Here is a 19488-nt window from a genome sequence, read left to right as displayed (position 1 = left end):
CCAATAACGGCGAGCGATTGGGTCCTATGCAATCAGATGAGTCTTCACCAGATATGTCGGATCAGCCGGTAGCACTACGTGCCGCCGAATACGTCAGGATGTCGACTGAGCACCAGCAGTACTCGACCGAAAATCAGTCAGACAAGATTCGCGAGTACGCCGAGCGGCACGGCATGCAGATCGTCCGTACCTATGCCGACCAAGGTAAAAGCGGGCTGCGCATAGATGGCCGACAGTCCTTGCAGCAGTTGATCAAGGACGTAGAGTCTGGGACGGCGGACTTCCAGATCATTCTGGTCTATGACGTCAGTCGCTGGGGGCGATTTCAGGATGCCGATGAAAGCGCCTATTACGAGTACATCTGCCGCCGTGCGGGCATTCAGCTTGCCTACTGTGCCGAGCAGTTTGAAAACGACGGTTCTCCAGGCTCGACCATTGTCAAAGGCGTCAAGCGTGCGATGGCGGGTGAGTACAGCCGGGAACTGTCGGCCAAGGTGTTCGCGGGCCAGTGCCGATTGATTGAGCTGGGCTATCGCCAGGGGGGAAGTGCGGGATACGGCCTGCGGCGTGTCCTGATCGATCAGGCGGGTTCAATCAAAAGCGAGCTGGCGCGGGGCGAGCACAAGAGTCTGCAAACCGACCGTGTGATTTTGATGCCCGGGCCTCAAGCCGAAGTACAGGTGGTGAACCAAATCTATCACTGGTTCATCGATGAAGGTTTACCCGAATCTGAAATCGCCTCCCGCCTCAACAGCCGTGGGATTCACACCGATCTGGATCGGCACTGGACACGGGCCACTGTGCGTGAGGTGCTGAGCAATGAAAAATACATCGGTAATAATGTCTACAACGGGATTTCCTTCAAGCTCAAAAAACACCGGGTCAGTAACCAGCCGGACATGTGGATCAAGAAGGAAGGTGCATTCGAGGCCATCGTATCACCGGAGGCGTTCTATACCGCCCAAGGTATCCTGCGCGCCCGGGCGCATCGGTTCAGCAATGAAGAACTGATCGAGAAACTGCGCAACCTATACCAACATCGCGGCTTCCTTTCGGGCCTTATCATCGACGAGACGGAGGGGATGCCGTCGGCCTCGGCCTATATCCACCGTTTTGGTAGTTTGATCAGTGCCTACCAGGTCGTAGGATTCACGCCGGATCGAGACTATCGCTTCCTCGAGATCAATCGTTTTTTGCGACGGTTGCATCCGGAAATTGTCAGTCAGACCGAACATGTGATTTCTGATATCGGTGGGTTGATCGAGCGCGATCCCGCCACTGACTTAATGACGGTCAATCGGGAGTTCAGCATCTCGCTGGTCCTGTCACGATGCCAGTCGCTGGACAGCGGACGCAGGCGGTGGAAGGTTCGCTTCGACACTAGCCTGGCCCCAGACATCACGGTCGCCGTCCGTCTGGACGAAGCCAATCAGGCGCCGCTCGACTATTACCTGCTGCCACGGTTGGACTTCGGCCAGCAGGGTTTCAACCTCGCCGATCACAACAGCATTGAATTTGAGAGTTATCGCTTCGACAGTCTGCATTATCTCTACGGCATGGCAGGGCGCGCACGTATCAGGAGGGCGGCATGAGTAAGGAGCATCTTTCCAGCGAACTGAAAATAATCCCGCTCGAATGCATCGAGATACTGAATACGCGAGAGCGAAACGGACGGGTGTTCGACGAAATCGTCGGCAACATCAAAAACATAGGTCTTAAGAAGCCGATCACGGTGACCCCTCGACCCGATGCAGACGGATCAGAGCGCTACCTGCTGATTTGCGGTGAGGGACGGCTCAAAGCCTACAAGACGTTGGGTGAAAGCAGTATTCCGGCTATGGTAGTGAGTGTTAGCGACGAGGACGCCTTTCTTATGAGTCTGGCGGAGAATATTGCACGCCGCCAATGCCGTCCTCTTGAGTTGCTGGCAGGTATCGAGCAGTTACGTGAGCAAGGCTATGACAAAAAGACCATTGCCCAGAAAACCGGCCTTAGCGTCGACTATGTCTACGGCATTCTTCAGTTACTCAAAAGTGGTGAGGAGCGCCTGTTGGTTGCGGTTGAAAGCGGGCGTATTCCGCTGAATGCCGCTCTCGCTATCGCGGGAGCAGGCAGTGATACGGAAGTACAGACTGCTCTGCAAGATGCTTACGAATCGGGGAAGTTGCGTGGCAAGCAACTAATCCACGCACGTCGGGTCATTGAGCGCCGCCGGTCACTGGGGCGATCCATTGCTCGTGGCACACCGCGTAAGGCGGGTGTGCTCACCTCATCCAGCCTTATCCGTAGCTATCAGAAAGAGGTCGAGCGACAAAAACTGATGGTCAAAAAGGCTGAGTTCGCGCAACAGCGGTTGCTCTTTGTGATCGAGGCCTTGCGCCAGTTGCTGTCCGATGACAACTTCACCAACCTGCTGCGTGCTGAAGGATTGGATACGCTGCCGAAATACGTCGCCGAGCGGGTCTGGGCTGGAGCCCATACGACATGAGCCAGTTGCCCCTTGGCTTTATTCCGGAACCACTATCAGTTTCGTTGGATCTGATCCTGCCCTCGCGCAAAGTTCCTGAAGGGCTCCACGGTAGTAAAAAATTCAAACAGATTCAGTCATCAATTGATGCTGTCGGGCTAATCGAGCCGCTGACGGTCAGCAAGGTCGACAATCAATCTGGGCGGTATACGTTGCTGGATGGGCACATCCGTTTATTGGCGCTCAAGCAATTGGGTTTCACTGATGCGCCATGTCTGGTCGCTACGGACGATGAAACCTACACCTATAACAACCGGATCAATCGCCTTTCCACCATTCAAGAGCACTTCATGATCCGGCGTGCGGTCGAGCGCGGCGTGGCACCGGCCAGGCTGGCCAAAGCGTTGAGCGTCGACATCAGTCACATCATCAAAAAGATGAATCTTCTTGATGGCGTATGCGTTGAAGCGGCCGAGTTGCTTAAAGATCAGCACTTCTCTGCTGAAATTGGTGCGGTGTTGCGCAAACTCAAACCGACCCGACAGGTAGAATGCGTGGAGCTGATGGTGGCCATCAACAATATTACCGTTCCCTACGCTCAGGCTTTGATGGCCGCCACACCAAGCAACCTACTAATGGGCGATGCTAAACCCCGCAAGCTTGGTGGTGCCACTCCCGAGCAGATGGCTAAAATGGAGCGTGAAATGGGAAATCTGCAAGGACAGTTCAAGCTGGTTGAGCAATCGTACGGTCAAGACGTGCTAAATCTCGTGCTAGCCAAGGGCTATCTTGCTAAGTTGCTGGACAATGAGGCGGTCATCCGTTTCCTCACCAAAAATCAGCCTGAATTGCTAATTGAGTTCGAAAACATTGTGGTAACGGTATCGCTGGACAAGTGAATTGAATCGCCCCTGCTTTCGTAGACGCCTCGAACGGCTGCAACGGGTCCAGAGTTTGTAAAAACGCTTCGCCAAAATTGAAGTTCGCGCGTCTACGTTAAATCTGACATTTATCGGCACGTCAGCAGATGTGGATATCACGCAAATGCGCGATTACCAATCCGGTTTTTAATCCCCGTCGCGCTCGAAAACGTTTTTACACAGCCTCGGTCGAAAGCTGCCTATCACGAGATCTCACACCAATATCTCACTCCGATGATGGATTGGATCGGCCTGAATCGCCGCCCAAGGCATGCCAGTGAAGCGACGATTCAATGCAGCGCCGGTAGTGGGTATCAATCTGCCGCGGAGCAAGGCGAACATACCGCTCGGCTTTCTCGCGCTGTTCGCCGGTGAGCTTTACCAAGTACTCCACGACCTGCTCAGCAGACGGTGTGATTTCTGCACCGTTGAATTTGGGGGGTAGGCCGGTCCAGACCACGTGGGCCACGTCGTGAGTGTTAGCCCATTCGGATAAATCTGGAATCAGCCTCGGAGATGGCTGGCCGGCAGACCATCTGCAAACGTGCTTTTCTACATTTTTCCCCGGAATGTTTTCGCGGCTGCGTAAAGCCTCAACGGCAGAAGCGAGATCCACTGAGTCCATTACTGCCCATAGGGAGGGAACCAGCCGTCCGGTTTCGACTAGCACAAGCGTAATTCGACCATCTTGCGATTGCCTGGCGAATTCAGCTGGTATCAGTGGTCCATCCTCAATCCACTGCCCCTGAATCGGAAATTTCTTTGGCTCCCAAATCAGGGAGCCCCAACCAAGAGAAGCGATGCGAGCCAATGTGCCTCCGTTGAACCCGGGTGTTAGTTGGTAATGAGGTCTAGCGTAAATCGGTGCTCCTGACTGCCATTGGAGACGCGGTAGACATTGGCGGCCATCGAAATCGTATAAGCTAGTACCCGTTAGCTCTAATAGATCCCGAGTTCGTATATGTCCATGACCAAAGCCAATTGCCGCTTCTAGCCACCGATCGTTTTGGGTCGTTATCAGCCCTTTGTGACAGTCAACAATCGGCCGAATCAGCCGTCCGCGAAGCAGCTCGAGTCGGTATTTCGCTTTTCGTTATAACACTCGCTGCTCCCCTGAACACAGAAACGACAGCTGGCTAAAGGAAGAAGACGCCACTCTTTAGGGTCTCGTCGAACGCGTTGTACGAGTTGCTCCGGTGAAGCAGGCGCACTTGCCAGAGATAGAACGATCGAACCACCTGCCCTTCGGCGGCCGGTAACTCGCGGTAGCTCGTTCCGCGAGAAACTAAGGCCGCACCGCAGGCTCCATTCAGCGACCCCGGACGCACTGGCCCCCAGCCCGTATTCCAATGAGCGTAGTCCGCCACTACCTGTTCATCGACAAGGACCTCAAGCGTGGTGCCCACTTGACGTACCTCTGCTTGAGCAGTCCTTAGGAGCGTCGGCACGAACAGTCGAGATGGATAGAGGTTCAGCTGCAGGTATCCCATGCGGCCATAGTCCATCCGTCCGGCCAAAGGCAACGATGCAGACGGGACGTCCAGTAACTGATCGATAGGTATTGCCCCCAACCAAGTCATCTCGTCGAGCGGCGCTGTGGGCACGCTTGGCAGCATTGGCATGTCGCGCCAGAAGGAGTCAATATGTGAAGCAAGATCCTGGTCAGCCACTTCACTGTTGCCGAACTGCAGCCATCGCACAAGCGATACTTCCACGCAGCGTCCCATCGTCATCTCGACGGGAGTGCTGAGCGCGATCAGCTCATCGCCGGGGCGCTCGGCCGCGACGCGAAGGACGACTTCTCGCATGATTCCCTCGATCGCGTTCGCGCTCCCGTTGAAGTCCTCCCGGACCGGCACCCATGCCGGGCGTGAAGGCCTCAGCGCAGCCAGCGTTGGATGAATGGGCAGCGCCTTTAGTGCGTAATGGCGCACAACCCCAGAGGGCAGCCCCCACAACCGTTCCGCTACCGCCAAGGTGCGCAAGTAGGCGGAGATCGCACGAAGGGCGGCCCGAGCGGAGTATGTGCCTACGAAGCCTTTCCCCAGCGGCCGCGCAAAGTGCCCGAAGTCGCCCTGCAGGGAAGCCTCGGGATAGGCCGCCTGGTTTTCAGTCCACTCGAACGCCATCTGGCGAATAAGCGGGAGTTTTGTTCGAAGCTCCAGCCTGCTCAGCGTGGTCCGGAACATCCTGGCCAGGTCCACCCCCTGCACACCTTCGAAATCACCGGGAATCTCGAAGTGCTTTGGCGCCGCTTTGAGGTCGGTATCTAGCGCCTGCTCCTCGAAGCCGAGAGCCTCGAGGAGCAGGTTGGATAGGAGTGACGGTTTCGGCGTGCGGTTCGGCAAATCGGGATTGGGAACGTAGCCGTACTCACTTGCAGCCATCCAGAAGATGCAGAGTGCCTCGACGACTTCCGCCTCGAGCTTGCGCGAATGCAGCAGCTTCAGCAGCGCTGACTCGGTCTCTGTCGTCGTCGCAGGGTCGCTCAACAGTTTTGCCAACTCCTGCAATGTCCACCATCGGCAGGATGGCGTCGGCCATCCTAGGCGAGAGATGAGAATTCGAAGCTCGTCCATCACTCCTCCCGCGCGTCCGCAGCAACCAGTTCTGTTCCCCACCGCGGGTTAGCTAGCGGGAGGGTTCGAGTGTCTTCAAGCACACAGTCGACCATAACCTGAGCGAACTCAACCGCCGCATCTATGCGTCCCTGCTTCACGTAGAAATAGACCATTGCCTCACCCGGCGCCAATCGCGGCCGCTCCGGTTCGCCGAACATGGCATAGGCTGTCTTGGTTACGAAGTCATCGCAATATTTCAGGTAGTACTGGGCCACGAGGTCGAGCCGCGCGAGCGTCTTCTCTTCGCGCTCCATATAGCCGATCCAGGCGCCGCTGTAGATCTGCGCGCTGACGAGGTACTTCCAAGCAGCCTTCAGACCGCTCTGCCTACGTCGGGTGTGAAAGGCATGGCCAGACAGGTGGAGCAGATCACGGCCTCGACCTCGGTCGGACAAAAGCGAGTCATCCAGTGCATGGAGAATCCGCTTCCCCTGTCCCTGGCCTTCCCAGTACTGATACCAAGCCAGAAGCGCCGCCTCGTCGTCGTAGCCGCCACCCGATAAGCGATCGAGCAAGGCCATTAGCTGCTCGGGCTCGAAGGTTGAGACGTCACCATCGAAGGGCTTTCGATCCGTGTTTGAGTTCGCGTGCTCCTCGCGACTCAGCACGCCGATGTCCCACCCTCCGTGAGCGTTGAGTAACCCCAGTCGCTCGGCGGCACCCTCGACTCCTTCCTTGACTAGACGCTGCAGCACATCCCTAACTTCCGGGGGCAGGCCCGTGCGCATTAGCGCATCAAGCTGCCAGCCGGCCTTCACTCCCTGCTCGACGTACACACTCAGGCTGTTCTCAGCCTGAGACCACTGCCCGGCGTCGACATGCTCCTCGTACTTGGCCACCAATGCGGCGGGAGCCAGCTTGGCCAGCAGCGCGTCCGCCGCAGTCAGCGCGTGTCGGGTGCCACTGCCGTCCGTGTAGTCCAGCACGGAGTGGACTTGAGAGGCGACCTGCGCTAACAGTCGACGTGCATTTTTCGGCGCAGCTTCGACCAAGAAACCGATCGCGTCGAGGGTCTTGTTCAGCGTCGGATCTTTACGATGCGAGAAGCCTGTCGCAAGCTCCCAGGTCTGTCGGCAAAGTTCGCGCGCCGTTGTTTCCAAACAATGGGCCACCGAAATTCCGCACAACTGCAGCGGCGTTTGCAGATGCACGCTGGTCTCCTGCCGCACCTCAGCATCGAACTGCTCGCGCTGGGAGAGCACGAATTTCGCAGCGGCCTCATCAGACATCTTCGTCAGCAGCCCTCCGGCGTACTGCTCGCGGAAAGACGCCGCGTCGAACCACTTGAACGACTCTGCGGCAGCGAGCGTCGCCTCGGTGAGATTAGCCTCGACGGCATGGCCCAACAGAATGCTGCCCAGACGGACGTCGCAGGCAACCTGGTGCAGGGCAGCCCGAAAATCCTCTGCTGCAGATTGCCAGTCGTAGCTCTGTCGGAAATGCCTAAACTCCACCGGGTCTAATAGCTCAAAGACCGCGTGAAAGTCTACGAAATCCCCCCGCCACCAGTGATGAGCCACTTGGCCGGCGACGCCCGAGAGCACGTTCAGGAAGTCAGTGACATTCTCTCGGTCGGCATATACCGGTGCGCGTGCAAAGCTGAACTCGGTCTGCCCTTCCGCGGACATGCACATGCTCAAGTGCACAGCGCTGAAGAACCAGTGGTGCACCAGCTTCGCAAGGTCCTGCTTGCGCTCACGGTAGTTGAGTCCCAGCCAGTCGATCGGGATTGAAGCGTTTAAGGTCGTCACGGCATGCACGTGGGCCGCCTCGATGGCTGCTACAAAGGGCGTTCTGGCGAGTGCTTTGAAGTCACCGCGTTCGACGATGCTTACATTGACCTGAGCCGCGGCCCGGAGGCAGGCATCGCTGACAATGCACTTACGCCGGCTATCGCCGAGCGACGCTGCAAGCGACATCAACTCGTCCAGTTGCCCCTCCGCGGCCATCAGCCGTACGCGCGGTAACCAGCCCTCTGGGTTAGCACGTGTCACGAACTGCTTGAGCCCCTCCGGCGTGACCCCTACCGCGCCTAGGCGCGCAAAAGCACCCGCCAGGAACCTGAAAGCATCCAAGCCGTTGCCCGTGGAGTACTCTCTCGAGAAGCGACTCGCGCCCCGGAAGCGTCGCAGCGTCTCCTCGCCACAGGTCTCGGCCACGATATGGTCTCCGCGCGCTCGCAGCGCTAGCCCCAGCGCCGCCACAAGTTTGATATCCGTCTCGTGCCTGGAGGCAACGGCCTCTCGGATAACCCAATCGTCCGACGCCAGCGTCCACGTGTAAGAAACCAGCTGGCCATGTCCTCGTCCTGCATTTGGTACTGGCTGCCCTCAACCATGCGGGCCTTCAGGTGCTGGAGGCGATAGGCTTGTGCGAACTCAGCCCGGTCCAGCGCGGCAGCCACGGCGTCGGTGATCAATGTGTCAAACAGCGACTGCGGATAGCCCTCTTCCAGTCGCAGCAGCACCCAGTCTCGGGTCAAGCCCGCGATCAGATGGCTTGGATCGCCAAGCTGCGCCTGGACCGTCCAGAGCCAGTTCACCCGCAAAGCGTTGGGAGCCAACGTCTCCAGCCAGCGCGCAACCTCCGGCCTCAGTGCAGCGATGCGATCGGCGTAGCCATCGGTCGACCGCACGTACACCGCCAGGCTCTCGTGGAAGACCTTCAAACCGGCGGCCGACGAATGAAGCAGATGTTCCACCTTTTCGATCTCGGGCGCCGCCAGCCTCATCGCGGTCGCGATCTCGCCGAATGCAGTCCGTGGCCAGAAGAACGGGAAGGCGCAAACCAGTCGCAGCGCATCCTTTAGGCTGGGTGAAACCCGCTCCCACAGCGACCCGTAGTAGAACTTCACGCCCTGACTCAGATCTCCGGTGAGTTGCTCGACGTCCCATCGCGTGACCTTGCCACCGGCAAGCACAAGTGCAGAGGTCGCGTAGATGACGTGCAGTGGGTGACCGTTGGTCCTGGCGCGGAGCGCGGCCGCGGCGCTCTGCAACTCTTCCTCAGCAACAGCCTCGTGCGCTGCGGCAACCTCGGTCGTTTCAGCCGCCTCAGGCTCTGCGTGAACGTCCTTCTCATTAGGCTCCGCAGGCCCAAACCCCGTGCTCAACCGACCGGCGTGCACCGCCTGACGCAAGTACGAAAGGACGGCGTCGCCGGACATGGCGGGCAGCGTCTTCCAACTTGCCTTCGGCGCAGCGATCAACAAGTCTGCCGGAAGTTGTGCGTCGTCCACCGGCTGTGTACCCACGAGCAGTACCAAGTTCTCAGCACACGGCACCAACTGGGCAAACAAGTCCTCTAGCGGCTGTTTGTCCTCCCCGTTGGTGCGCCAGACGTGGTCGAGACCATCCAAAATCAGTACGAAGGGCTTGTCGAGCGCTTTGTAGTGCGCCGCAGTGGCGTCCAACTGCGCGCGCAGGCCACCGGGCGGGCGGAGGACGTCGGGATGGAATCGCTCGATCTGCGATCGGATCGACTCTTCGACGACGTAGCTGTGTAAGCGATCCCGACCGCGCTCCGTCGTGGACAGGAAGTAGTGGTGGCGGACCGTCGGAATGTCTTTGTCGGCGAATATGTCGCACAGCGCGCTGAGGTAGGTGCTCTTGCCGCGACCAGGCGGACCGGTCAGAACGATCGCCTTGCCGCCTGACCGCAGAGCATCCTTGACGAAAGCGCCGTGGAATTCTGCATCGGGCACCTGATAGCCCTTGGGGACCGCAAAGTCTTCCGGGAGAGGTGCCGGCGGTGTCGCCTGCAGGATCGCGCGAAGGTCTGGCAACGTGATCCAGCCGGACGGCGGTGGAGAGTACTTCTGCGTCGCCCAGTTCAGAGCGACGTTTTTGAGGACGGCGATGCCCTCCGGCGTGCCATGCGCACGCAGCCGCGCGTCAACCTCGTGCTCGAGCGTCTCGTAGCCCTTGTCGCTGTGCGTGATCTGTAGTCGACCGAGAAAGTCCTCACAATCCGCCTCGCCGCCGAGTTCGGCGATGAGCGCCGCGCGCCTCGGGTCAGGTACCTTGGCGAAATCAATCTTGCTACCGGCCAGGCAGGCTTCGATCTCAGCATCAGGCCGCCGGTTGGTCAACAGGGAGAGATCACCGATACGTGCTAGGTCCAGCGACCTGTACGCGTCAAACCACTTCTTCAGCATTGACCGGGACCGCTCCGTCTTGCCGGATTTCTCAAGCAGCCAATCCCAGGACAGCGGATGTGCATCAGGGTTTGGCGTGAACTTGACCTGCTTAAGGTCTTGCAGTCCGTCCGAGCGCTCGACCACGATGTCGTCCAAACCCTTTGGTGCTTCCGCCTCAACGTCACACTCGAACTTGACCTTCGCGTAGCGACTCGGCGCATCCAGCCAGTCGCACAACACCCGCAGCCCCTGCCGGTTCTGATAGATGTAGCCGGCAGAGGTGATTGCCGTGCTCTTGATGTTCTCAGTCATCGTTTGCCTTCCTTTTCGACGCGAAAACAGCGTCGGCACGCGCCGCGAAATCCGCGATGCGGTTGAACACGACGATGCGAAAATTATTGGTCACGACTGGAAAGCTTGTCGCGCGTGATGCGCACATAGGCTTCCGGCAGACTCCCGCGCAACTGTAGCTGCAATTCATTGCCGCCCCCACCATTGTCCCATTCCACAAAGGATCAGCAGCCCACTCGGCCAACGCCGTAATGCCGATGGTAAATGACGTACCGACTGACTCAACTACACCTCAAGTCTCCCCGACAGTTCTGTTACATCACTTTGCCTTTCCGCTATTTGGGCAAGCTCGGGTCGTTTTCTGCCTTATGCGATCGGCGGCATAGGGCAGGGGCTCGGCTGATGAATAAGGATATGCGGGACATAAGTTTAGGCTTATAACTGCCTTAGTCGCAGTATGGCGCCTGTAATGCCTAGAGCATTCGTGTTGAATCGTCCCAAGATTCGTAACACGATCGAATAGCCTCTTTTGGTCGATTGCCCCCCTTACGACGGACAGCACCGGCCAAAAGCGGACGTTTGGAGTGGAGAAAATAAATCCGTCCTCTTCATTCTTGGCACCTACGCTAGATTCACAGTAGTCCAAGATACTTGCGCATCTTTGACTGATGTATCTCTGGGAGGAACGCCGCATGCCGACACTAATAGGTCGATCCGAAACTGAGGTTCTTGCTGATCTTGTTGAGCTGACAGCCTCTCCAGGCTATGTCCATGGTATTGCTTTCATATGTCATCGGGACAACCTAGTCATGTACAACGACGAGTTGAATCCGGATGACATTGCTCCGCTTTTTAGCAATGACCGCTTATTAAGGACTGAAATCACAACTCTGCTCGGGTTGATGGTTCGTCAGGATCTGGACATGAGCGTGCCCACTGTAGAGGTCTTGGGCGAATTGGTAGCCCGCACCGATACACTCATGTTGGAGCTACACCAAGCTCTTTCCCGACCGATGATGTCAGCCCTGAAAGATCAGGCCATGAGCGGGAGCAACACGGGAGCAGCCTGGGACGGCATGTCCATGCGAGAGCCGATTTTTTATGGGACCGAGTCCGCCTACAGTTTCCAGTACCGTGATTTTCTTCCCGCGAAGTACGGTGAAGATGACCACTGGCTCGTTGAGAAAATGGGCTTTTCCATCGGCCAGGCACAGGTGGTTGCACACGCCATGTGCGCCCTTATGGACGAGAGGTCATGCGCCGCCTTCACCGGCTCCAATACGCCAGAGGTTGAGCCTCACATGTTGCTCGCAGCATTTGAGTATTCGGCGAAGCTTGTCTCGGATTTAAGCGGACTGGATGTAGCCATTGTCGAGGCCGTATTCCGCGCTTTGACGCTGACTGGTGACAATCTGCAATTTCAGACCATTGGCGATTTCAATGCCGTCGCGGCCACGCCGCTACTGCTGACCGGTCGCGGTACGGTGTTGCTCTTCCAGCATTACGCCATCTACGAGGCTCTCTACGAATCGCCATTTTTCTGGATGTGGGCCGACAAGCCGTACCGACCGAAAGCCATGGCAAATCGCGGCGCATTTGCGGAGCAGTTCGCAGCTCGGCGGCTTGCCGCAGTCTTTGGTGACGGCAATGTCCATACCAACGTAAATTTGTTTAAAGGCAAGGACATTGCTGGTGAGGCCGACGTGCTGGTCGTTTTCGGCGATCGGTTGATCATTGTTCAGGCGAAGTCAAAAAAACTGACCCTTGAGGCCCGGAAAGGCAATGATGGTCAACTCAAGTCAGACTTCGCCGCGGCAATTCAGCAGTCGTACGAGCAAGGATGGGAGTGTGCGAGCATTATTGTTGAGGGTGGGTATCGGCTGGAGGACGACCAAGGCAGGGAAGTAAAGCTACCTCATCCCGTGAAAGAAATTTACCTCTTCAACATTGTTTCCGAGCACTACCCGGCATTGGCATTCCAATCCAGCCAATACCTGTCGTATCAGACGACCGAGGTTGTTAAAGCGCCTTTCGTGATGGATGTCTTCCTCTTGGACGCCCTCGCTGAGATGCTCACGTCACCGCTTAGGTTCCTTAGCTACATCCGCCTTCGAATCGCCGCGGTGGGTAAGCTGAATCTCAGTCACGAGCTGACGGCTTTGGGGTTTCACTTGAAACGAAATATGTGGCTCGATGACGAAATCAATCACGTGATGATTGATGACTCATATTCGATCGATCTCGACACCGCCATGACTGTCCGGCGGGAGGGGCATCCGGGCCAGCGCACTCCCGAAGGCATACTGACCAGATTAGCTGGTACGAGGTATGAGCAGGTGATTTCCCAGATTGAAGCTGAGGCCAATCCAGCAACGCTCGAACTCGGATTTCAGCTTCTGGCCATGAATGAGGACGCCGCTTTTAATATCCATCGGGGCCTTGAGGCCATAACTCGCATGACGCGAAAGGATGGGCAGGGGCACGATTTTACAATCGGAGCCGAGCAAGGAAGGGCCGGCATTTGCTTCCACTCTAATGTAGTCCCCTCGGCGGCAGCCTTGCGCCGGCTGCAGTTCCATTGCCACAAGCGTAAGTACATCCTGCGATCAGATACGTGGTTCGGCTTGGCCGTCGGTGGAGATTGCGACATTCAGTTCGGCGTGAGTCTTAATTCCACATGGACCGAATCTGAGCAGATGAACGAGCTGACTAGGGATGCCCAGGCCCCAGCACCAATATCATCGTTGTCGTCCCTCATTCGCCAAAGCCATGGCCAGAAAGTGGGACGCAACGACCCTTGCTCCTGCCGAAGCGGTAAAAAATACAAAAAGTGTTGCATGCTGTAACGCTATTTGATGCTGCTTGAACCTAGACGAGCCGAGACACCTCATCCTTGCGGCTCGTCGGCCTGTTGTCTCAATTGGCCTCGACACTCTGCGGATTGAGCAATCGTTGTAAAATAACAGCTATTCGGCCAAAAGCGGACGGTGAAAAATCTAGTCTTGAGGATCAGCATTTGACGTCCCACGTTTACATTCTGCGAGACCTAAAACACCCTAGGTTCAAGATTGGCAAAGCGAACAAAATCCTCGCTAGAGCGCGGAGTTTTCGGTGGGAGTTGATTGATTTTCATCAGTCACTTGGCCTTCGCCTAGCATCTGAAACCGATGCCTATACCTTAGAAAAAATCTTACACCGTACCTTCCGCCTCGCTAGCGTTGACCCAATCGAGGTGGTCGCAAGTGGAGGAAGCGCAGATGGCGCAAGCGAATGGTTCAGTACCAGTTGCTTACCGCGTTTGCTGCAATATTTGAAAGACAACCAGGACCTGCATCCACACGTAACGATCAGTGGAGGGGAGCTAGTCGCGTTGCTCGAGAGGCCGATTCAGCGTTCACAAGTTGGTATTGCTCGCGAGAAATTTAAAAAGGAAAAGGAGGCACGTCGTAACGAGCGAGTGTCGGAACTCATTGCGTTCCGACACTCGCAGCTGGAAGGCCTCCGAGCCAGCCTGAAGGTAGTTCATCCGAAGATAGCCCAAGAACTGGAGCGCCAAAAACAGAACGGCAACATCGTCGGAATCTGCGATACAAGCATGGGATCGTACCTAGTGATTGCCGAAACAGTACCAGTGCCGTCAGGCGATTTATTGTGGGGACTGAAGCCACTATCAACGCATTACGATTACCCACGTGGTGGCGGTTCGATAATGAGTAGCTTCAGCCAAATGACCTGGGCGGAGGGAACCATCTCCAAAGTCGAATTGCCCCGTGCCCACTTGCGTGACGATTCAGTCTCTGAAACGGATGAAGTTATCTATGAGGTTTTCCGTGAGGAATTCGAATGGTTCAATAAGCTACAACGCATTCCTGAAGAATGGATCAGCGCGATTTTTCCCCACGGCCTTTTTTTGACCCCATCATCAGACGATCACCATAGCAAGCGTGCGATCGAAAATGTAATGGCAGCCTTATCGAAAGCCCGGTGCCGGTAGTGGAGTCAATTGGAGGTCACTCGATCTTGTATCTAGAACCTCAATCTGAATGTTTGAACAACGTGAGGAAATGGTCTGATGCACACGCGCAGCAGTATTCAAAAGCACATAGCTCAGGTTGGTGAGAAGGTCAGTAGGTGGCGCACCTGGGCAGAGGCAAAGGAGAGTCAGGCAACACCCTTACTGCAAGAAAGTCTTCCTTCTGGCTATTCGAATTGGTTTGCTGTCGTGAGAGGTCATTCCATCTGGTGGATCTACACCGATACATCAGACGGTGGTGTTTGGAGCAGCCAGGGGAGGGCAGTCACCGGCTTTAGAATCGCCTACGACGAATCCTTAGCGCAGAAGCTCTATGAACTAGTTTATGAGCACATAGTGAAGAGGTAATCTCACCAGATTTCGTTGTGATGTAGTCATCCAAACTCTTTATCCACTGGCCATTACTGAAGAAGGAAAAGGCCTTTCCCAAATCCAGGATTACTCGGTCGAGATTCTGTAGCGTGCCAGAGTAGGACCGCTATGAGGATATATCTCCAGCGTCGGCACCGAACTTCATCATGCGTATCGATGCGTCTAAATCGGATTTGATCCGTTTCTTGAACCGCTCCCTCGCAGTTACGCACTCACTCGCACGATTGATACCCCAGGAGCTGATGCTATATCCTCTAAATAATAACTGGCGTGAGGGGGGGTAATATGACGGTTTCATTGGTGACGGTTCGCAGGAGGGGATGGGGGCGTTTAGATGGTGGTGAGCGTCGGGAGGAGATTAAGTCTGGAGATATGGAATTATTGATGCAAGCCATCAGCGTAATTGGGCCTTGGCACTATATGCATGGCGACGTAAAAGTTATTGTTGAGTGCGATTTTTTTTCCTTTTGTAGATGCGTACAAAATCAATATTGAATCGCTCAACGTTGCGGAGCTAATTCATACATTATCCATAGAGCAAATAGAGTTTGCCTTGTTTCCAGAGTTGGAATTTGTGGTGTAGGTAACTTTGGAGAGTGATGAGGAGCTCGGTCGGCAACAGTGGTATGTAAGCCATTTTGTTGAGCAGTTCCTGTACGATATTTTTTTATCCTAAACATTGCTCGCCCAGGTGTATGCGATTTTCTTGGTATACGTATCGATTCGGGAAGAGGGCTAATTACTGAGTTACGACTTTCAGCAGATTGTTTTGAGTCAGGGTTTAGAAACTTGTTGGCAGGGGACTCGCTCTTCGCGCCTAGAATATTACCTTTGTCATCGGTTGTTTGTTGGTATAAGAAACTCAATATGGGGGTCGGGCAAAGAGCCGAGTCTGGCGTAGAAAAAGCAATTTTTTCAGTTTTGCATATTTGCTGTGGCGCAGACGCAGATGTCGTTTGGGTTATTTGGGCATTTCATGCATTAGAGGCCATTTATGGTACAAAGGTAGGAGAAGGATTCACTAATCTAGTTGAGCGGATCTCAACACTCTTAAAGCTAGATGCTCAGGGCAAAAGGATTTTAAAGAAGCACTTGCGTGAAATGTACGACTGCCGAAGTTCTTTTGTACACGGCGGGTACAGAGTGCACCATCCTATGAAAAATGAAATCATGGATCAAAGCTTAAATGAGGATTTCAAGAAGCTTCTTGAAGTATCGCAATTCGGCTTCAATTTAGTTGTATTGTCACTACAAGCTCTAGTGGAGAACGGTTGGTACGGACTGAAAATTGAAGAGCAAATGTCTGGCGTGTTGTCAGATGATTTTTCCGTGTAGAAAGTCTTGAAGTTCAACTTTACGCCATGCGTTGGATTTATCCCGCAAACTGACTGCGATCGCCGAATAAATCGCTTCTAGTTTCGTAGACACGTTTAAGCCTTAAAATGAGTTTCGTTAGGATGTGCCATGAGCAACCGCGTTGCCCCGAATAGTTCGAGATACAAGTTGTCATTAATTGAACGAAAAAAAAGTTATCTGTTGCTGATGTAGCGGCCTGTCTTAGCGTATCGGCGCTGGATAATAGATTGAAGGTGCCGCTATCGGGCTTACGGGAAGCGCGACAGTTTTAGGCGTTGAAGTTACGGTTGAAGGTCATCGTGGCCGAATCGTCCCAGATGCCATAAATCACACGGTAAGCGGCTGATACCTCTTTGCTTTGATAACTATGGAGGGAAGAGTTATGCGAGATTGTCGAAATAATGGTGGCTGATAAGTATTTTGTCAGTTATTTGAAGTGAATTAGACGATGCACGAGTGGAGTCATGATTAGCTGTTACTCAAAAATAAAACTCTGGAGCCTTATGCCTTCCTCAGTTTTGCTAAGGAAGGCGTAAGTTTGATTTATGTTGGTGGAGTTTCTATTTTTTGTAGGTGGCGGCGAGCGTTGTCGGATAAAATTTAGCTATTTCGTAGTCTGGATTGTAGGTTGCAATGTTGTGAGCTGCAATTGTAATTCCGGCTGCTACTCCTCCAACGATAGTAAGTGCACCGACTCCAAGGGCTGCTATGCGTCCTGCGGTATATACTCGGCATGTGAATCCTTGAGATTCAATTAGCTTTTCTAAGGTTTCTACCGTGTCACCAAAAAAATCAGATTCGATTTCTTTTATTTTGAAAGACTTTTTTTCTGAGATCATTGAGGAAATGTCCTCATTGGATATTTCGCTGGCTGAATAAACACTGATGTCCATATTGGTTCCAGTTGCTAGTGATATTAACGGGATTTAAAATAAATCTTTGTTCAGGCCCAAGAGCATCATGTTCTTGTCATAGCAAAGTGGTACTGAGTCGCAGTTTCCACCTTGTTTCTTTACATCCTTTTTATCCACCAACGGAAGATATTTAGGTAAATCCTGATCTTCTATATCTTGCCCATTGATCGAACAGTTAAAAACCGCTGTTGCCATGCATACAACGTCAAGTTTGCTTACGTCTACCGGGCTTGACGATGGTTTTTTCGTTGCTTGTGGTTCGTAACGATTTCCACCGTAGCCAGGACCGGTACCTTCCTTGTAAGCCACGACCGCTCCCGCCGTATCTGTGCCCAGATACCATCCGGTTGTGATCCCGTAGATCCCTTCAGGAGCATTGCCCATGAATTCACCACGGTGCGCGCAGGTCCCTGCGCTGTCGCAGTTGACGATTCGCCTTCCATCAACACGTTGCAAAGTTTTGTTGCCGTTTTGATCGACGTAGGCCCTATTTACTGAAGACGGAGAGTTGGGGATAGAGCAGTCGATGTGCTTGATCGCAAGGATGGGCATGGGGGTGGGGGTCGTATCGCATACACGTACGTTCGGGTCGGCGGCAGCTGTCAGGGACACACCTGCCTGTAAAGCGGCAAAAAGCATTGTATTGATCAGCGAGATTTTGACTTTCATCTGAGCGCTCGGTTTTGTCGGTGGTTGGATTGAGTTCGTATGATATTCGAATACTACCAAAACGGTAGTATTTGGAAAAAGCTGCGCATGCACGATGCCCCTTTGGAAATTGGGTGTGTGCATGTCAGTACTGGCAAAGCGGATAAAGCAGGCGCGTATTAGGGCGGGGTTGTCGCAAGAACGACTAGGACTTGATGCCGGCTTAGACGAGATGTCTGCAAGCACCCGTATGAACCGATACGAGTTGGGGAAGCGGGTTCCTGCCCCGGATTTGGTCGAGCGGCTGAGCGAGGTGCTCAGTGTTCCTGCGGCGTATTTTTACGCGGTCGAAGATGACGAAGCTGAGCTGCTTATCAAGTTTAGTAAGCTGGATGCAGATGAGCGCGTGCAGCTAATGCGATACCTGGACGAGCTGCTGGAATCTCAATAGCGACTCAGCAATGCGCCTTTGGCCTACCTTCAGCACGGGTTCAAAGATACTTCGACCCCGGCTTCTGTCGTGATCAACTCGAATAGCAAGGCTGCCAGCAGCACTGCAATCAGGATTGGCCAATAGCGAGCCATGAGAACTGCTAGTGCAACTGCCAACAGGCAGCTGGCCAGAATGCCGAAAAACATGAAAAGCAGACCGACAAAGCGTATGAAATTCATCGTATTTTCCTTCAGGCGGAAAAATGCCTGAGCGTTGATCGCTCAGGCATGTTGGTCGAAAACAACTTTATGCAACTAGTCGTAGAGCCGAGTCGAGTGCTCGTTGCTTGATTTGTGCTCCTTGCCCGAACCAAGCTGAGTCCATCCGGTACTCTGAACTCCTGGCACGACGCTCGTGATCGACATACTCAGTTACTGCGTTTAGCAGGCCCCACGCGGTGCCGCGAGCGGACTCCATGTCTGATCCGCGACCTTTGCCTTCGTACAAGTTTTGAACCTTCTCCAGCGCTCGTTTGTTGGGTAGTACGTCGGGAATGGGATCATGGGCGTAGGTCTCACATAGCACCTCCATAAAAAAGCTCATCGCCTCAGGCCACTGAACTTTGCGTTCGGAGAGCACGCGCATCCGGTACATGAATTCGTCCCATTGCGAGACGGCAATACCGAGTTGCTTTTTCACCGACTGAGGATTGAATCGCGTGTTATGTGGGACCTTGATTGCATGGGGAATACCATCCAAGGCAATGCTCAACGTGTTGTTGCAAACCACGCGAACGGTGGTCGGCGTGGCTGTGGTCGCGAGGGTGCCGTCACACGAGGTCGCCAGCAACAAGTAGCCATTAACCTGATCGTTGCCCTTCAAGGTGGCGTTTTGCCCGGTTCGCGCTAATGCCCAAAACTTACGCCCTCCCTTCAGAACACCTGCCGTTTCCAGCTCATAGCCGGACACTTCAGTCAGGTCACGGTAAAACTCCATAACCTCACGCGGCTGGACAATTTGGTAGCGGTTGGATACTACGGACAGCGGAGCCTTGGTGTCGGAACGGTACAGTACCTTTTGCTCTGGGAATGAGTGAACACTGCCCATATGGCCGATAGCATCGGCTTTGAAGTGGACCGGGCTTTCCTGAATCTGCCAGTCCATACCGGCTTCACGCTGCCAGATCTCGATAGGTTGTTTTTGAGTCAGTTGACTGCCGAGGCCATGCCACGGAGTTGCACCAACGTAAGCCATTTGTTCGATTTGATGAGCCATGATTATGATTCCTTAGGGTG

The 19488-nt window shown here is 54.5% G+C and carries 15 protein-coding genes; 7 read left to right on the top strand and 8 right to left on the bottom strand.

The genetic code is table 11. The features are described 5' to 3' along the window. Window positions 1-26: 26 nt before the first annotated feature. From F0169_RS04285 to F0169_RS04275, 3 genes are read left to right on the top strand one after another with little or no spacing between them, the layout of a single operon-like run. Window positions 27-1592 (top strand): recombinase family protein, encoded by a 1566-nt coding sequence (locus F0169_RS04285; protein WP_277755297.1) that lies wholly within the window; start codon window positions 27-29, stop codon window positions 1590-1592. Then, entirely contained in the window at window positions 1589-2488 is a 900-nt protein-coding gene (locus F0169_RS04280; protein WP_034120738.1) for a plasmid partitioning protein RepB C-terminal domain-containing protein, read from the top strand. Before F0169_RS04285 ends, F0169_RS04280 begins: the two co-directional genes overlap by 4 nt. After that, entirely contained in the window at window positions 2485-3366 is an 882-nt protein-coding gene (locus tag F0169_RS04275) for a plasmid partitioning protein RepB C-terminal domain-containing protein (RefSeq protein WP_034120736.1), read from the top strand. The genes F0169_RS04280 and F0169_RS04275 overlap by 4 nt, the downstream gene beginning before the upstream one ends. Window positions 3367-3613: 247 nt before the next feature. Here F0169_RS04275 and F0169_RS04270 read toward each other — a convergent pair whose 3' ends face one another. The 4 genes from F0169_RS04270 to F0169_RS27710 all read right to left on the bottom strand — a co-directional run bounded on the left by F0169_RS04270 (window position 3614) and on the right by F0169_RS27710 (window position 10458). After that, window positions 3614-4198, bottom strand: a complete 585-nt coding sequence (locus F0169_RS04270; RefSeq protein WP_124415358.1) for a hypothetical protein — start codon at window positions 4196-4198, stop codon at window positions 3614-3616. A 325-nt stretch (window positions 4199-4523) separates the two neighbouring features. After that, window positions 4524-5966, bottom strand: coding sequence for a multidrug DMT transporter permease (locus F0169_RS04265; protein ID WP_152745727.1), 1443 nt, complete (start codon window positions 5964-5966; stop codon window positions 4524-4526). After that, complete coding sequence (locus F0169_RS27715) at window positions 5966-8167, bottom strand: hypothetical protein (protein ID WP_241679047.1); 2202 nt, start codon at window positions 8165-8167, stop codon at window positions 5966-5968. The genes F0169_RS04265 and F0169_RS27715 overlap by 1 nt, the downstream gene beginning before the upstream one ends. A gap of 26 nt (window positions 8168-8193) precedes the next feature. Continuing rightward, window positions 8194-10458, bottom strand: coding sequence for an ATP-binding protein (locus F0169_RS27710; RefSeq protein WP_241679046.1), 2265 nt, complete (start codon window positions 10456-10458; stop codon window positions 8194-8196). Between the two features lie 788 nt (window positions 10459-11246). On the opposite strand from F0169_RS27710, the gene F0169_RS04255 reads away from it, so the two are divergent. From F0169_RS04255 to F0169_RS04240, 3 genes are all read left to right on the top strand, one after another. Further along, the gene (locus tag F0169_RS04255) at window positions 11247-13283 is read left to right on the top strand and encodes an SEC-C metal-binding domain-containing protein (protein ID WP_241679045.1); all 2037 of its coding nucleotides are present in this window, start codon (window positions 11247-11249) and stop codon (window positions 13281-13283) included. A gap of 47 nt (window positions 13284-13330) precedes the next feature. Beyond that, window positions 13331-14431, top strand: a complete 1101-nt coding sequence (locus F0169_RS04250; protein ID WP_152745723.1) for a GIY-YIG nuclease family protein — start codon at window positions 13331-13333, stop codon at window positions 14429-14431. A gap of 1242 nt (window positions 14432-15673) precedes the next feature. Continuing rightward, on the top strand, window positions 15674-16177 hold the full coding sequence (locus F0169_RS04240; protein WP_152745721.1) for a HEPN domain-containing protein: 504 nt from the start codon (window positions 15674-15676) through the stop codon (window positions 16175-16177). Window positions 16178-16758: 581 nt separating this feature from the next. On the opposite strand, the gene F0169_RS04235 is transcribed toward F0169_RS04240, so the two are convergent. Beyond that, window positions 16759-17091 (bottom strand): hypothetical protein, encoded by a 333-nt coding sequence (locus F0169_RS04235; protein WP_152745719.1) that lies wholly within the window; start codon window positions 17089-17091, stop codon window positions 16759-16761. A 33-nt stretch (window positions 17092-17124) separates the two neighbouring features. Further along, window positions 17125-17781: a hypothetical protein gene (locus F0169_RS04230; protein ID WP_152745717.1), complete on the bottom strand. Its 657-nt coding sequence runs from the start codon at window positions 17779-17781 to the stop codon at window positions 17125-17127. A gap of 121 nt (window positions 17782-17902) precedes the next feature. Between F0169_RS04230 and F0169_RS04225 the strand changes: the two genes are divergently transcribed. Then, a complete protein-coding gene (locus F0169_RS04225; protein ID WP_124415349.1) occupies window positions 17903-18211 on the top strand; it encodes a helix-turn-helix domain-containing protein in 309 nt (102 codons plus the stop codon). 29 nt (window positions 18212-18240) lie between these two features. On the opposite strand, the gene F0169_RS04220 is transcribed toward F0169_RS04225, so the two are convergent. Continuing rightward, window positions 18241-18432 carry a hypothetical protein gene (locus F0169_RS04220; protein WP_152745715.1) on the bottom strand — a complete coding sequence of 64 codons (192 nt, stop codon included), beginning with the start codon at window positions 18430-18432 and terminating at the stop codon, window positions 18241-18243. A 67-nt stretch (window positions 18433-18499) separates the two neighbouring features. Continuing rightward, window positions 18500-19468 (bottom strand): DUF932 domain-containing protein, encoded by a 969-nt coding sequence (locus F0169_RS04215; RefSeq protein WP_152745713.1) that lies wholly within the window; start codon window positions 19466-19468, stop codon window positions 18500-18502. Window positions 19469-19488 lie beyond the last annotated feature (20 nt).

This window comes from Pseudomonas kitaguniensis, from assembly GCF_009296165.1.
GTDB classification, from domain to species: Bacteria; Pseudomonadota; Gammaproteobacteria; order Pseudomonadales; family Pseudomonadaceae; genus Aquipseudomonas; species Aquipseudomonas kitaguniensis.
The sequence above is the reverse complement of the archived record's forward strand: the minus strand, read 5'-3'. Positions and strand labels throughout refer to the sequence as shown.

Coding starts and splice junctions, on each gene's coding strand:
- F0169_RS04285 (WP_277755297.1), top strand. CDS start 27: ATGCAATCAGATGAGTCTTCACCAGATATGTCGGATCAGCCGGTAGCA.
- F0169_RS04280 (WP_034120738.1), top strand. CDS start 1,589: ATGAGTAAGGAGCATCTTTCCAGCGAACTGAAAATAATCCCGCTCGAA.
- F0169_RS04275 (WP_034120736.1), top strand. CDS start 2,485: ATGAGCCAGTTGCCCCTTGGCTTTATTCCGGAACCACTATCAGTTTCG.
- F0169_RS04265 (WP_152745727.1), bottom strand. CDS start 5,966: ATGGACGAGCTTCGAATTCTCATCTCTCGCCTAGGATGGCCGACGCCA.
- F0169_RS27710 (WP_241679046.1), bottom strand. CDS start 10,458: ATGACTGAGAACATCAAGAGCACGGCAATCACCTCTGCCGGCTACATC.
- F0169_RS04255 (WP_241679045.1), top strand. CDS start 11,247: ATGTACAACGACGAGTTGAATCCGGATGACATTGCTCCGCTTTTTAGC.
- F0169_RS04235 (WP_152745719.1), bottom strand. CDS start 17,091: ATGGACATCAGTGTTTATTCAGCCAGCGAAATATCCAATGAGGACATT.
- F0169_RS04230 (WP_152745717.1), bottom strand. CDS start 17,781: ATGAAAGTCAAAATCTCGCTGATCAATACAATGCTTTTTGCCGCTTTA.
- F0169_RS04225 (WP_124415349.1), top strand. CDS start 17,903: ATGTCAGTACTGGCAAAGCGGATAAAGCAGGCGCGTATTAGGGCGGGG.
- F0169_RS04220 (WP_152745715.1), bottom strand. CDS start 18,432: ATGAATTTCATACGCTTTGTCGGTCTGCTTTTCATGTTTTTCGGCATT.
- F0169_RS04215 (WP_152745713.1), bottom strand. CDS start 19,468: ATGGCTCATCAAATCGAACAAATGGCTTACGTTGGTGCAACTCCGTGG.